A 14,987-nucleotide genomic window follows, 5' to 3' on the forward strand; every position below is an offset into this window, starting at 1 on the left:
GCCTCTGTGCGGTCGCAGTGCCCGAAGCCGGCTCCGACTGTGCGGTTTCGGTCTCCATACCGGCATCGAAAAGGCCCAAGCGCACGAAACCGGCACTCGACGCCCGACTTTCCACCCCGACCCCACAAAACCGCAGGTCACCGAAGCTCGAACCCCACAACCACCCACCGAGATCCGGTTCCGAATCCCAACCCCACCCCAAACACCTCCAAACACCCCAACCCACTCGCGAAGGCCCCCGGAGCACCCAACCCGACCCCTCACCCTCCCCGCCGCTGCCAGCCTGTTTCGCCAAGCAACACACCCGCCTCGCCAGAAGCCCCGAATCTCTGAGCCCCGCACGCTGGCGGCGGTCCAGCGTCGACTCTGACCGACCCCGCACCGGCCACCCGCAACCACAAGCGCAGCGCCCGCCGAGAACACCCGACCCACTCGGGAAGGCCCGGCCGGAGGACTCGACCCGAACGCCCTCCCCGCCCCCGCTGCCGGCCGGTTTTCGCCGACCAATGCACTCGCCTCGTCGGGAGCTTCGGGTCTTGGAGCCCCGCACGCTGGCGGCGGCCCAGCGTCGACTCTGACCAGCCCCGCACCAGCCACCCGCAACCACAAGCGCAACGCCCGCCGAGAACACCCGACCCACTCGGAAAGCCCCCGGGAGAACTCGACCCGACCCCTCACCCGCTGCCGGCCGGATTTCGCCAGGCAACGCGCCCGTCTCGGCGCCCAGCGCACCGCCGGCGGCGGCCCATCCCACGACCCCGGCCGACCCCGAATCACCCAGCGCGCCCCCGCCCCGCCGCCCCCGCCGTTCAAGCACCGCCGCCCGGTCGGTCGCTTCGGTAGGCGAAGCCTGTGCGGTAGGACCAGACGACGGCTTGGGTGCGGTCGCGGACATCCAGTTTGGCCAGGATGTGTTTGACGTGGGTTTTCACCGTTTCCACCGACAGGTGCAGTGTGTGGGCGATTTCGGTGTTGGACAGGCCGCGGGCCATCGCGCGCAGTACGTCGGCCTCGCGGTCGGTGAGGCGGCCCGCGCGCATGTGGTCGGGGCCGATTCGCGCGGCGTGCGAGGCGAAGAGGCGGCGGGCGACCGCCGGTGAGACCACCGCGTCGCCGGCCGCGACCGCGTGGATCCCGGCGATCAGCTCCTCCGGCGTGGCCCGCTTGAGCAGGAAGCCGTCGGCGCCGGCCGCGATCGCGTCGTCGACCACCTCGTCCAGGTCGAACGTCGTGAGCACCAGGACGCGCGGCCGATCCGATACCGCCATCAGGTCGCGGGTGGCGGAGACGCCGTCGCGGACCGGCATCCGGATGTCCATCACCACCACGTCGGGCCGATGTTCCAGCGCGGCCCGCACCGCCTCGGCGCCGTCGGCCGCCTCCCCCACCACGGTGATCCCGGGCTCGGCCCGCAGCAGGGCCTTCAATCCGCTCCGGACCAGCGCGTCGTCGTCGGCCAGCAGCATCCGGATCACGAACGCACCTGCGCCGGCAGCGTCGCCCGTACCCGAAAACCCGCCGGCACCGGGCCGGCCTCCACCTCACCGCCGACCGACCGGGCCCGCTCGCGCATGTTGACCAGCCCGCGCCCGGGCCGGCCCACCTGCAACTGGCGGCCCTCGTTGACCACTTCGAGCACCACGGTGTCGTCGACCTGGGCCAGCTCGACGTCGATCCGGCCGCTGTCGGTGTGCCGCAGGGCGTTGGTCAGCGCCTCCTGGACGATCCGGTGCAGCGCCTGCGCGACCGTGGCGCCCACGTGTATCTCCTCCGTGGTCAGCCGCAGTTCGCGGCCCGCCGCCCGGACCCCGTCGACCAGTGCGGACAGGTCGGTGGTCGGCCGGTCGGCGTGCATCACCCGGACCAGCCGGTCCAGCTCCCCCAGCGCGTCGCGCCCGACGCTCTCGATGTTGCCCAGCGCCTCCCGGGCGAAGGCCGGGTCTTCGGCGAACACCCGGCGCCCCACCCCGGCCTGCATCACCATCACGTTGACCGCGTGCCCGATCGAGTCGTGCAGTTCGCGGGCCAGCTCGGTGCGCTCCTCGGCCCGGACCCGGGCGTGCTCGGCGACCGCCGCGGCCCGCCGGCTGCGCGCGGCGTCGCCCGCGACCATCGCGACCAGGAAGCACACCGTCACGTTGAACACGTCGGTGGGCCCGATCGGCGCCCGGTCGACCGCGAAGTAGCCGCCCACCGCGGCGAGCATCACAGCCACGCCCGTCACCCGGGCGGTGGTCCCGCGCAGCGAGAACAGGGTGAACAGCGAGATCCACACCGGCCACTGGGTGACCGTGGTGGAATAGCCGGCCGCCGCGTTGACCACCACGAGCAACGACGTGGCGACCACCACCCCCACCGGCGCGACCCGGCGCGGGAACAGACACAGCGTGGACCCGACCGCGAGGCACAGACCGACCGCGTCCAGCCCCCGGTAGGGCGGGTCGGCGGGGGCGAGCACGGTCACCGCGACCGCGCCCGCCACGAACGCCGGCGTGAGCCAAACGTCGGAAGTGCGCATGCCCCATCCTGCACCGGCCCGCCCAACCCCGGTCCACCCCCGCACGGCCGAGAACGATCTCCCTCGCACGAGGGAGGGGATTCCCCGTTCCGGGGGGCGAGCGCGAACCCCTCCGCTTCCTAGCGTGGTGACATGCCGCGAAAGGACGCCCCGACATGACCACGACCACCACGACCACCACCGCGCGCCGCCCCGACTCCACCCGACGCCGCACCGTGGGCGTCTGGTGGCTCGCGCTGAGCGCTCTGGCGATCGCCGTATTCGCTCCGCTGCCCTACCTGACCGAGTCCCTGGTCGCCCTCGCCCGCGACGACTCCGACATGGCGAGCAACTACGCGTACCGGCCGAAGTGGCAGCAGGCATTCCTCTACACGCACATCGTGGCCGCCGGCCTCGCCCTGCTGCTGTCCCCCGTCCAGCTCGCGAGCCGAATACGGCTGCGCGCGCCCCGCCTGCACCGGGCCTGCGGCCGACTGGTCCTGCTGTGCATCGCCGTGGGCGGCGTCGCCGGCCTGGTGCTCGCGCCGATGAACCACGCGGGCGCGGTGGGCACCGCCGGCTTCGGCATGCTCGCGGTGTTGTGGATGGGCTGCGCCGGCTTCGGGTTGCGGGCGATCCGGCGCGGCGATCCGACCCTGCATCGCCGCTGGATGCACCGGGCCTTCGCGTTCACCTACGCCGCGGTGACGCTGCGCCTGTGGCTGATCCTGCTCCTGTCGCTGACGGGCGACTTCGACCGTGCGTACACGTTCGTTCCCTTTCTGTGCTGGGTGCCCAACCTGATCGTGGTCGAATGGCTCCTCCGCTCCCGCGCGCCCCGAAAGATCATCCCGCCCGTCATGTGATCAAGGTCTGCGCGTCGCCCGCGCGCCACCTTTGCCTCATAGCGTCTGGCCGGTATTCGCCCCTCCCCCCGAGCGCAAGGAACCCACATGGCGACCGAGGACCACTCGCTTCCGGCCGATCGGCCCCTACCGCAGCTGCCCGAGTGGGCCGACCCGGAGGTGGCCGAGGACCGACTCGACGCGCAGGGGGTGTCGCGCCGAGGGCTGATCGGTCGAGCCGGGCTGTTCGGGGCCGGATTCCTGGGTGCCTCGGCACTCGGGATGACCGGCGCGGGCGTGGCGGCGGCGGCCGAGTCCGACGACGCGGTGCAGGCGAGTTCGCGCCCGGGCCAGGACGGCCCGCCGAGCAAGTACGTCTACCTCGTGGGCGACCACCACGTGCACACCGTCTACAGCCACGACGCCAAGTACGGCTTCGCCCAGTCGGCGGCACAGGGGCGGCAGTTCGGCCTGGACTGGATCGTCTACACCGAACACGCCAACTTCGGCCACGCCAACGCCGGCGGCGCGGAGCGCGAGCACGCGGAGATCCTCAAGGCCCGTCAGGAAAACCCGCGGGTGCTGATCTTCCAGGGCCTGGAGTGGTACGTCCCCGCCGCCGAGCACGCCACCATCATGGTCGCGCCGGGCCGCAACGAGGTGGAGCTGCTGCGGCAGTTCGAGCTGACCTTCGACGCCAAGCTGAACAAGTTCGACGTGGGCGCGGTGGGCGACCCCAAGACGCCCGCCAACGAGGCCAAGGCGGTGGAGGCGATCCGCTGGCTCGGACAGCGCCGCCGCGAGGGCTTCGTCGAGGATGTCCTGGTGCTGGCCAACCACCCCAGCCGGCTCGGCATCGTCTCCCCGCACGAGCTGCGCGCCTGGCACGACGCCGACCCGTCGATCTTCCTCGGCTTCGAGGGCGCGCCCGGCTCGCAGGCCAACGCCGACCCGGCGTGGGTGAAGTATCGCGAGGGCCAGTCGGGTCCGGGCACCTTCCAGCGCGGCGAGTACCAGAACGCGCCGTCGCCGCAGAGCTGGCCGCGCTATCCGATCGAGAGCTACCGCACGTTCGGCGGCTTCGACTGGATGACCGCGACGGTCGGCGGCATGTGGGACGCGCTGCTGTCCGAGGGCCGGCTGTGGTCGGTCACCTCGAACTCGGACAACCACCGCACCATGTTCGACACCTACGCCGACGGCGACTACCCGCCCGGCAAGGGCTTCGACGACCTCGGCTCCAAGCCGCTGCCCAAGGACACCGGTGTCCCGCAGCCCGGCAGCGATTTCTGGCCGGGGCAGTTCAGCCGCACCCACGTGGGCGTGGAGCGGTTCGGCTACCGCGATGTGATGAACGGCCTGCGCGCCGGGCGTGTGTGGGTCGACCACGGCCAGCTGCTCGACGGCCTCGACGTGTGGATGGTCGCGGACAACGGCCACAGCGAACCGGTCACCCTGGGCGGCCGGTTGCCGCTGGCGGCGAACCGGGGCGCCACGCTCTACATCCGGGTCACCACCGCGAGCCGGCCCAACTACCACGGCGTGGTGCCGACCCTGGCGCACGTCGACGTGATCACCGGCACGGTCACCGGCAAGTCCCGCGACGCCGACGCCTGGCAGGCCCCCGACGCGCGGGTGACCAAGCGCATCGACGTGGCCGGCCGTACCGGCACCTACACCCTGAAGGTGCAACTGCCGCGCCGGAACAAGCCGTACTACGTCCGGCTCCGGGGCAGCGACGGCAACCGGCACGGCGTCGGCCCGTTCGGCGCGGGCGTCGACCCGGCCGGCCCGATCCAGCACCCGAACAACGACGGCGACCCGTGGCGCGACATCTGGTTCTACAGCAACCCGATCTTCGTCGACGTCAAGAGCTCGCACTGGGGGGACTGACCCGGGGGCGGCGACGGGGTCGACGTCCCTTGCCCGGACGTCGACCCCGTCGCCGGTAGGGGCCGGTCCGCTGCGGCCGGCGATCCGCACCGGATCCCCGTCCGGGCCCGATCCCCATCCGGGCCCGATCCCCATCCGGGCCCGATCCCCATCCGGGCCCGATCCCCATCCGGGCCCGATCCCCGTCCGGGCCCGATCCCCGTCCGGGCCTGGATCCGCATGTGGCCGAGCACACTCGGCCCGCCGACCGGCAGGTGCGGATCGGATCCGGAGATGCGGTCGACGAAGAGGCCGAGCCGGGGGCATACGCCCGATCAGGAGAGCGGGCGCTCGCCCGTCGTCCCCGCGATGCCCACCCAGCGGCGCCACTCCGCGACCAGGCCCCAGCTGTCCTCGCTGGTGTTGGCCACCAGCAACTCCCCCGAACGCACGACGTGTTTGCGCATCGCGCTCTCCGCGGCCACCCCATCGCGCCGGCGCAGCGCCTCGACGATGTCGGTGTGCTCCCGGAGCGCGGTCTCCACCGATTGGTACCTGGGTACGCTGAGCCGCCCGTCCAGGGCCAAGGTCTGGCGCAACTCGCCGACGAACTTGGCCAGTCGCCGATTTCCGCCGGCCCGCAGGATCACGTCGTGCAGCTTCTCGTCGGCGGCGAAGTACTCGGGGCCGGCGTCGGGGTGCGCGGCCATGATCGCAAGTTGGGCGGCCAGTTCCTCGTCGTCGCGGGTGGTCATCACCGCTGCGGCGCTGCGGCACGCCGGCGGTTCCAACAACACGCGCAGGCTGCACAGTTCGACCACGCCGCGCCCGTCCGGGCCGAGCACGCGCGCGCCGCGGTTGCGTTCGATCCGGACCAGTCCCAGGTCCGCCAGTTTGAGCAGGGCCTCCCGTACCGGCGTCCGGGAGGCACCGAACCGCTCGCCCAACTCCCGTGCGGAGTAGAGCGTCCCGCGTTGCAGTGTGCCGAGCCGGATCGCGTCGCGGATCTCCGCGGCGATCTGCTCGGACTTGATGTCCGCCGACGACGGTAACGACGACAAGGGGTTCCCCAGACCGGCCGAGCGACCAGGAGCACGATTCCCGGCCCGCTCGACCCGAGGCCGGAGCGGCCAGGATAGCCGCCGGAACCCGACCCCCGTCCGCCGCCCGCCGGCGACTCCGGCACCCGCCCCGACGGGCCCGACATCCGGCGCGGCGGGTACACCGGCCGCCGCGAACTCCCTCGCGTGTCAGCCGGTTGCGAGATGTTCGAGGCGGACCGCCAGGCCGTCCAGCATGCGCTGGAGGCCGTAGTCGAAGTTCGCCTCGCGCAGTTGCTCGGGATCCCTGCCGCGCATCGCCGACTGGCTCTCCCGGACCCGGGGATGGTCGCGCATCGCCTCCTCGGCGCTGGGTTGCAGGCTCTCCATCCACTCCTGTTCGGTCCGACCGCTGCGGGCGAGCATGGACAGGTACGCCGCCTCGCTGGTGGCCATGCCGATCACATAGGCCAGGACCGTACTCATCACCTGATCGCTCTCCTCGACGGCGAAGCCCGCGCCCTCGACCACGGCGAGCATGCGCTCGGACAGCCGGATCACGTTCGGCCCCAGGTAGGCCAGTCCCACCTGGCCGAGCACCGCGGCCACCCAGGGATGGCGCAGCACCATCGCGCGCAGGCTGTACGCGCAACTCCCGATCCCGGCCAGCCAGTTCGTCGGATCGCCCGGCTCCGGCACGGTCAACTCGCCGTATACCTCGTCGACGACCAGCTCGATCAGCTCGTCCTTGTTGGCCACGTGCCGGTACAGCGAGGTGGCCCCCGCGCCCAAGCGGGTACCCAGGCGCCGCATGCTCAGCGCCTCCAGCCCCTCGGTGTCGAGCAGCCGCACCGCCTCGGCCACGATCTGCTCCCGGCTCAGCTGCTCGCGTTGGCGACGCGGGCGCGTCCAGACGGATTCGATCGGCTTCTCATCGGCCGCCATGGCGCCCCTCGTCTCTCCGTACCGCGTGAATCGCTGTCTCCGAGCCACCGTAGCGCACACCGTTCGCATTCTGCGTACACCTGATCCAGGAGCGCACGCGGACAGTGTTCACTACTTGCGCACACTGTTCCACGATGCGTACGGTGTTCGCAACGGGAGCACGGCGTACGCATCACGCATCGTCCGCTGCGCCGAGAAGCCGTGCTGTGAAGCCGAGAACTCGAGGGGTCCACCATGGAGAACCACCGCAATCCGCGCCGCTGGCTGATCCTGATCGTGTTGTGCCTGAGCACGCTGGTGCTGGTCGTGGACAACATGGTGCTGACCGTCTCGGTCCCGCCGATCGCGACCGACCTGGGGGCGAACGCCCAGGAGATCCAATGGATCATCGAGTCGTACGTACTGGTGTTCGCCGGCCTGTTGTTGACCGCGGGCAGCCTGTCCGATCGGTTCGGTCGAAGGCGGATCATGATCGTCGGGTTGGCGATCTTCGGCGGCGCCTCGCTGGCCGCGACGTTCGCCGCCAACCCGGAGCAGCTGATCGCCGGTCGCGTGCTGATGGGCATCGGCGGGGCGCTGATCATGCCGAGCACGCTGTCGATCCTGATCACCGTGTTCGACGACGAGGAGCGGCGGAAGGCGATCACCGCGTGGAGTGCGGTGGCCATGGTGGGTCTGGTCGGCGGGCCGGTGGTGGGGGGCGTGCTGATCGCGCACTTCTGGTGGGGCGCGGTGTTCCTGATCAACGTGCCGATCGCGATCGTCGCGATCATCGCCGCGCTCGTGCTGATGCCGGAGTCGAAGGGGCCGTGGCGCAGGTCCGACCCGCTGGGCATGGGGCTGTCGATGGTCGGCATGACCTCGCTGGTGTGGACGATCATCGAGTCGGCCAACGGCGGCCTGTCGCACCCGGGTACGCGGATCTCGCTCGTGGTCGCGGTCGTCGCGCTGGTGGCCTTCGGCTTCTGGGAGACCCGTACCGCGCACCCGATGGTCCCGCTCGCGCTGTTTCGGAACCGGGTGTTCAGCGGCGCCAGTTTCTCGCTTGTGCTGCTGACGTTCGCCAACGGCGGCCTGATGTTGATCCTGACCCAGTACCTCCAGTTCGTGCTGGGCTACTCGCCGAGCAAGACCGGTCTGGCCTTCGCCCCGATGGCGGTCGCCTCGCTGCTGTTCAACGGCATCGGCGCCACGCTCGGCAACAGGATCGGCAACCGGCCGATGACGGCGGTCGGCCTGGTGGTCATCGCGGTCGGCTTCGGCACGGTGGCGAGCCTGCCGTCGGACGCCGGCTTCGCACTGCTCTCCGCCGCGACCGTGCTGATCGGGATCGGCAGCGGGTTGGCGATGCCCGCGGCGACGGCGGCGCTGATGGGTGCGGTACCGGCCGAGCACGCCGGCGTCGGCTCGGCGCTCAACGACACGGTGCAGCAGGCGGGCGCGGCGCTCGGGGTGGCCGTCCTCGGCAGCATCCTGTCCGGCACCTACACCGGCGCCATGCCCGACACGGCCCCCGAACAGGCCAAGCAGTCCATCTCGGACGCACTCACCATGGCCGACACCGCCGGCGACCACCACCTGGCGAACACCGCCCGCGAGGCCTTCACCACGGCAATGTCCGCCGGCTTCTGGACCGCCGCAACCTGCATACTGGCCGCCGCCGCCCTCGCACTGCTGCTGATCCGCGACCAGACGGGGAGCAGCGAGGCCGCGGGGGCGGGTGCGGAGACCGAGCGCAGGGGCGCGGGGGGCCGGGGGACGGGTGCGGAGACCGAGCGCACGGGCGCGGAGGGCCGGGGGACGGGTGCGGAGACCGAGCGCACGGGCGCGGAGGGCCGGGGGACGGGTGCGGAGACCGAGCGCACGGGCGCGGAGGGCCAGGGCACGGGCGCGGAGGGCCAGGGCACGGGTGCGGGGACCGTGGGCGCCGTGGCCGGAAGCGTGAAGGCCGTGGGCGCTGTGGCCGAAAGCGTCAAGGTCATCGGCGCTGTGGCCGAAGGCATGGGGGCTGTGGCCGCACGCGCCGTAGGCACCGTGGCCGAAGGTGCCCAGAGCGAGGGGAGCGTGGCCACAGGGCCGGTGGGCACCGTGGCCGGGAGCGCCAAGGCCCACAGCGAGGGCAAGCGCGCAGAGGCCGAAGGCGCCGTGGGCGCGAGGACCGAGGACGCCCCGAGCAAGAGCGAGGGTACGGGGGCCATGGCCGCCGGGGCAGTGGCCGCCGAGGTTGCGAACCCGGAGGGCGGCGAAGCCCAACCGGCGTCGGCCGAGCCCGCCCCCGCCTGGGCAGCGGTAGCCCACTGACCTCCCGCACCCGGAGGATCTCGCACCACTGCGCCCCGACGGCCCACCCGCCGTCGGGGCGCCGTGGCATCAGTCGGTCCAATTGGACTCGAACGCCCACCCGCCACCCGACAACCGATCCGCATCGAACGCCGGTCGCACCGATGGCACGCGCACTGCGGACGAAGCCACAGCCATCGCCCACCCCCTGCGGCCCGCCGGACCTCAACCACGGCCGGACAGGAGGCGATCGCTCCCCAAAGCGGACCGCAGCCGTTGCCCACCAGCCGGCGGCCCGCCGGTCCTCAAGCGCGGCCGGGCCGAAGGCAATCACACCCCACAACGAACCGCACCCGTTACCCACCAACCTGCGGCCCGCCGATCCTCAACCGCGCCTGGGCCGAAGGCGATCGCACTCCCCCGCGAACCGCAGCCGGCCGCCCACCAACCTGCGACCCGGTCGTCCTGGGACGCGGAACGAGCCGCAGCAGCGGGGAGGGACACAGGTCGGGTCGAGTCCGCCGGGGAGCCTTCCCGAGTGGGCCGGGTGCCTTCGGCGAGCGTTGCGCCGTCGGTTGCGGGTGGCCGGTGCGGGGCGAGTCTGAGTCGGTGGTGGGCCGCCGCCGGCGTACGGGGCCGCGAGACCCGGGGCTCCCGACGAGACGGGCTTGTTGCTCACCGAAAACCGGCCGGCAGCGGCGGGGAGGGAGGGCGCTCGGGTCGGGTCCGCCGGAGAACCTTCCCGAGCCGGTCGGGCAGGGCATTTCGAGGTGCTGTTGGGCGTGTGGGGGCGGGAGTTCACGAAACCGGACGGCGTGAGGTGCCGTGGACTCAGCGCGATAGAAAACCGCAGGTCAGCGCGCGGAGAGCGCTTCTGCAGTGCCTCGGCATCCGGTTTCGGCGCCCACTGGGCACTTTCGGTCTCCTCAATGGCCTCTGCGAGGCCGCAGCGCCCGAAGCCGACCCCGACCGGGCAATTTCGGTCTCCACAACGGCGGTGCAAGAGGCCGGAGCACACGAAACCGGCACTCGACGCCCGACTTTCCACCCCGACCCCACAAAACCGCAGGTCACCCAAGCCTGAAGCCCACAACCACCCACCCCGATCCGGTTTCGAACCCCAACTCCCCTCCAAACACCCCCGAAACGCCCCGACCCACCCGGGAAGGCCCCCGGAGAACCCGACCCGACCACCCACCCGCTCCCCCGCTGTCAGCCGGTTTTCGCCGAGCAACACACCCGTCTCGTCGGGAGCCCCACGTCTTGGAGCCCCGCACGCCGGCGGCGGCCCACCACCGACTCTGACCGGCCCCGCACCGGCCACCCGCAACCCGCAACCCAAGGCGCAAAGCGCGCCGGCAGCGCCAGGCCCACTTGGGAAGGCTCGCCGGCGGACTCGACCCGAGCGGCGGATACGCCGCGGTGCTGATCGGGGCCGCGCTAACCGTGCCGTGGTTGATGGCCGGGCTTGATGTCCAGCACGTACTCGATGGAGACCCCGCGACCGGTGAAACCCTCGTAACGCCACGCGGCGTCCAGCACCTCGCGCACGTCCCAGCGGGTGTTCGGCGGCTGGGCCGCCCGGCCGGGTCTGGCCCACTTGAACGGATCCCACCCAACGCCCGCAGATGTTCGAAGCCGGCTCGAAGTGGCCCCACCCAAGCGGAGACCGTCACAGCCCAGGCCCGCCGCTGGAGACCAACCGCGTTGCCGCAGCCCAAAGTACGCTCAAGGCCATTGCCTGCGGCAGCTCCGCACAGCGCCCGGTGAGACCGGCAAACGCCACGACATATTGCCCAGGCAGCGCTGTCGGCGGGATTGGGACCGCCGCCAACGTCGGCCATCGGAGCGCTGCCCTGTCAAGGATGCAACCCGCACGCCGCCCGGTCAGGTGCGCAAACGCCATCCCACGTCCCAGGCAGCGGAAGCGCTGTTCGACCGGGTCCAACTCCAACCCACCGCTGCAGGTGATGTCAGGGCGACGTCGCTGCGCCAACGAATGCCCCACCACAACCCAGCCGGCAGCTACACGTGGCGGCCGGCGACATGGGCCGAGGCCACCACATTCCCAAGCAACGCCGTGGCCCGGTCGAGGCCACCGCCCAAGGTGGCCATCGGGACACCGCCCCGTCGACGGATTCGATGCCCACCCCTCGCTGGTGGCTCACCGGCCGCCCGACAAGGTGCGGGCGGGCGCCACCACATGGCCGGGTAGCCCTGTCGAACGCTCGAAGCCGCCGCAGCAGGTGACCCTTGGGGCGTCACCGCGCCGGCAGGAAACTCCATAACCCCACCGGCGGCTGCGCATGGTGGCAGGCGAGGGGGCGAGCCCATTACGCGGCCCAAGCAACGCTGCTCCACCGGGTCGAACCACCGCCGCGAGTAATCACCCGACGGCACTCCATCGACGAGCGTGGTCCCCGCCCCGCGGCGACTACGTATGGGGGCAGGTGAGAGGGGCGAAGGCCGTCACGCGGCCCAAGCAGCGCTACTCGGCCCGGTTGAGCCACCGCCGCGAGGGATCACCGGGCGGCACTCCATCGACGGACCGTGGTCCCTCCCCGCCGGCGGCTACACCCGTGGCGGTCGGTGCAGTGGGCGAAGGCCGTCACGCGGCCCGACCAGCGCTGCTCGGCCCGGTCGAACCACCGCCGCGAGGAATCACCGGACGGCGCGCCGTCGGCGGGCGTGGTTGCCTTTCCGTCGGCGGTTATGTGTGGTGGCTGGTGAGGTGGGCGAAGGCGACTACGTTGCCCACGTAGCGCCGGGTGGTTTGGTCGAACCCGCCGCCGCAGGTGATCAGGCGGAGTTCCGCTGTCCCGGTGGCGCCGTACACGCGTCGGTTGGGGAAGTGCTCGGCGCGGTAGACCTCGATCGCGTCGATCGTGAAGACCGCGGTGCCGCCGTCGGCGCGGTCGACCTCGACCGTATTACCGCGATGCAGCGCCCCGAGGTGGTAGAAGACGGCCGGGCCCTGGTCGGTGTCCACGTGTCCGGCCACGATCGCGGTGCCGCCGGCGCCGGGCGGCGTGCCCTTTCGATACCAGCCCGCGAGGTTGGGCTCGTCGGTCGGCGGGGCCGCGAGCCTGCCGCCGCTCTCCAGGTCCAGGCCGGTCAGCGGGGCGTCCACACCGATGGCCGGGATCCGCACACGGGTCGGCGCGGCGGTGGGCAGCGGGGCGAGCGGCGGCGGATCGTGCGGCGCGGGTCGGGCCTCGTCCGGGTACACGTCCGCGACACCGGGCTGCGGCGGCGGCCCCGGAGTCCCGGTGCCGTTGACGAGCAGCGCGACCCCCAGACACATCGCCACCACCCCCGCCCCGACGGGCCCGATCCCCCGCTTCGCCACACGCTCCTCGGCCGCGACCTCTGGCTCCACAAAACCTCCCGTCACTGCGATCGAGGTGGGTCGACATCGACCCCGGGCCTTCTGGACGTCCTCACTGACGTGAGTGGGTGATCCGCGGTCGACGGGGCGCAGGTGGGTGATACACCGTCGGCGCCCAAGCCGCGCCGCCGCACAGGCCCCTACAAGGTGGGCTGCGCACTCTCGGTGGCACCGATTCCAGCGACCCGGGTGAGTGGGGCACCGTCGGGAGCGCAGCCCGCCGAGTCGCATGGGCAAGGCATCGCTGGTCGCGCGGGCCCTTGGTGGCAAGCGCGCGAAGCATCATTTGATGGCACCCGCCCTTCCGACCCGAGCGCGGGCCACATCCCCCTCGTCCGCGGCGTCCGAGTGCCCGCGTCGCCGATGTGGGTCGGGCGGCGCGGGCACCTGGTGCGTGGGGGTCAGGGCTTGCCTGCGCTGCGGCGGCGGTGCAGCACGATCAGGCCCGCGCCGGCGGCGAACATGCCTGCGCCGAGGGCGATGTCGGTGTTGGTGTCGGCGTCGCCGGAGCCATCGGACGTACCGCCCGCGCCGGTGTGCATGCTGCCCGAGGGGGCTGCGGCGTGTGCGTCCTCGTGGCCGGGGGCGTTGTCGTGCGCCGACTCGGGCTTGCCATCCGCGCCCTTGCCATCGGCGGCCTTGGCGTCGGCGGCCTTGCCATCCGCAACCTTGGCGTCGGCAGCTTTCCCATCCGCACCCTTGCCATCGGCGGCCTTGGTGTCCGGGCATTGCTTGGCGGCGTTCGAGGCGGTGGTGGTCATTTCGTTCTTGGCGCGTTCGAGTTGGTCCTGGTGGGACTTGTCGGGTCGGCCGGCGGCCGCGGCGGTGTCCTTGCCGTAGTCGGCGACGGCCGCGTCGTACGCCAGTTGCGCCTTCGCGGCGGCGGCAACCGCCTTTGCGCACTCCGCCGGATCGCTCTGGGACGAGGCAGGGGCGGCGTAGGCGAGCGCCGGGGCGGCCAGGGCGAGACTCGCGCCGAGCAGCGGCGGGCCGAGCAGCCTATGGATCGAACGCATGATGGAACCTCCGGCGAGCGCGGACGCGGTAGCGGCCTACCGCTGGGACAGCCGTGCTCGCGACTTCCAGGTAAGCCGGGCGGATACCCTCGCGCACGCCGAAATCACCCGAAACAGGGTCGAACAGCCACGCTCCGTAAGCATGGGATTCCCGGTTCCCCCGCCCCCACGGCCCCGACGAACCGGTCACACATTTCCGCCCCCGCTTACCCGAACGGGTGACCCGCGTGCATGCCCGGCCCGAGCCGTCGCGGCGGCATCCCACCCCCGTGTGTGGGATGACGCCGCGACGGCTCGGGTCCGGAAGCGTCAGTGGGTGCTTCCGCCCTGGGCGGTGATGTCGGTGGTACGGGTGGCGGCGGTGGTCACGATCGCCCGCAGCGCGTCGGCGATGGCGGGCAGCGGGAGCGAGGCGACGGCGCGGTCGGCCACCTGTTCGGAGGCGAAGGGGACGTGTACGAAGCCGCCCCGGGTGGTGGGGCGTTCGGTGGCGATCAGGTGCATCAGGCCGTAGAACACGTGGTTGCAGACGAAGGTGCCCGCCGTCGAGGACACCGACGCCGGTACACCCGCCGCGCGCGCCGCCGCGACGCACGCCTTGATCGGCAGGCCGGCGAAGTAGGCGGCGGGCCCGGTCTCGACGATGGGCACGTCGATCGGCTGTCGGCCGGCGTTGTCCGGGATGCGGGCGTCGTCGACGTTGATCGCGATCCGCTCCACGGTGACGTCCGGCCGGCCGCCGGCCTGGCCCACGCACACCACCAGGTCCGGGTCGACCCGCTCCACAGCGGACCGCAGTTCGTCGAGCGCGGTCCCATATACACAGGACAACCGCACCGCCGTCACCTCCAGGTCCGCCGCAGCCCCGGGCTTCGCCGCCACCAGTCGCACCGCCTCCCACGACGGATTGCTCGCCTCGCCGGCGAAAGTGTCGAATCCGGTGAGGAGTACGCGGGTCATTGGTGATGCCTCCTGGAACGGCGGAGCAAAGCGGGTGACGAAAGCGCCCGATCGGAACGCGAGAACAGCACGCGAGAACAAAACGCGAGGACGAATCGCAAAGCCGCAACGCGAAGCGTCGAAATGCGAGTTCGGAACGCAAAA

The 14,987-nt window shown here is 71.9% G+C and carries 10 protein-coding genes; 3 read left to right on the forward strand and 7 right to left on the reverse strand.

What is annotated here, in order from left to right:
* Positions 1–809: 809 nt before the first annotated feature.
* Together ACMXN5_RS38230 and ACMXN5_RS38235 are read right to left on the reverse strand one after the other, a co-directional pair.
* Positions 810–1,466, reverse strand: a complete 657-nt coding sequence (locus tag ACMXN5_RS38230; RefSeq protein WP_439681364.1) for a response regulator — start codon at positions 1,464–1,466, stop codon at positions 810–812.
* 5 nt (positions 1,467–1,471) lie between these two features.
* A complete protein-coding gene (locus ACMXN5_RS38235; RefSeq protein ID WP_439679504.1) occupies positions 1,472–2,518 on the reverse strand; it encodes a sensor histidine kinase in 1,047 nt (348 codons plus the stop codon).
* Positions 2,519–2,673: 155 nt separating this feature from the next.
* Here ACMXN5_RS38235 and ACMXN5_RS38240 point away from each other — a divergent pair, with 155 nt between their 5' ends.
* Together ACMXN5_RS38240 and ACMXN5_RS38245 are read left to right on the forward strand one after the other, a co-directional pair.
* Positions 2,674–3,363: a DUF2306 domain-containing protein gene (locus ACMXN5_RS38240; protein WP_439679505.1), complete on the forward strand. Its 690-nt coding sequence runs from the start codon at positions 2,674–2,676 to the stop codon at positions 3,361–3,363.
* Positions 3,364–3,450: 87 nt separating this feature from the next.
* Complete coding sequence (locus ACMXN5_RS38245) at positions 3,451–5,235, forward strand: histidinol-phosphatase (protein WP_439679506.1); 1,785 nt, start codon at positions 3,451–3,453, stop codon at positions 5,233–5,235.
* Between the two features lie 314 nt (positions 5,236–5,549).
* Here the strand turns inward: ACMXN5_RS38245 and ACMXN5_RS38250 are convergent, their stop codons facing one another.
* Complete coding sequence (locus ACMXN5_RS38250; protein ID WP_395793741.1) at positions 5,550–6,275, reverse strand: GntR family transcriptional regulator; 726 nt, start codon at positions 6,273–6,275, stop codon at positions 5,550–5,552.
* 189 nt (positions 6,276–6,464) lie between these two features.
* The gene (locus ACMXN5_RS38255; RefSeq protein WP_439679507.1) at positions 6,465–7,199 is read right to left on the reverse strand and encodes a TetR/AcrR family transcriptional regulator; all 735 of its coding nucleotides are present in this window, start codon (positions 7,197–7,199) and stop codon (positions 6,465–6,467) included.
* Between the two features lie 234 nt (positions 7,200–7,433).
* On the opposite strand from ACMXN5_RS38255, the gene ACMXN5_RS38260 reads away from it, so the two are divergent.
* The gene (locus tag ACMXN5_RS38260) at positions 7,434–9,500 is read left to right on the forward strand and encodes a DHA2 family efflux MFS transporter permease subunit (protein ID WP_439679508.1); all 2,067 of its coding nucleotides are present in this window, start codon (positions 7,434–7,436) and stop codon (positions 9,498–9,500) included.
* Positions 9,501–12,189: 2,689 nt separating this feature from the next.
* On the opposite strand, the gene ACMXN5_RS38265 is transcribed toward ACMXN5_RS38260, so the two are convergent.
* The 3 genes from ACMXN5_RS38265 to pcp all read right to left on the reverse strand — a co-directional run bounded on the left by ACMXN5_RS38265 (position 12,190) and on the right by pcp (position 14,843).
* Positions 12,190–12,783 (reverse strand): class F sortase, encoded by a 594-nt coding sequence (locus tag ACMXN5_RS38265; protein WP_439681365.1) that lies wholly within the window; start codon positions 12,781–12,783, stop codon positions 12,190–12,192.
* Between the two features lie 485 nt (positions 12,784–13,268).
* Complete coding sequence (locus tag ACMXN5_RS38270; protein ID WP_439679509.1) at positions 13,269–13,883, reverse strand: hypothetical protein; 615 nt, start codon at positions 13,881–13,883, stop codon at positions 13,269–13,271.
* Positions 13,884–14,192: 309 nt separating this feature from the next.
* Complete coding sequence (gene pcp / locus ACMXN5_RS38275) at positions 14,193–14,843, reverse strand: pyroglutamyl-peptidase I (protein WP_395793733.1); 651 nt, start codon at positions 14,841–14,843, stop codon at positions 14,193–14,195.
* Positions 14,844–14,987: the final 144 nt, after the last annotated feature.

It is taken from the genome of Embleya australiensis (assembly GCF_051903075.1).
Taxonomy (GTDB): Bacteria; Actinomycetota; Actinomycetes; order Streptomycetales; family Streptomycetaceae; genus Embleya.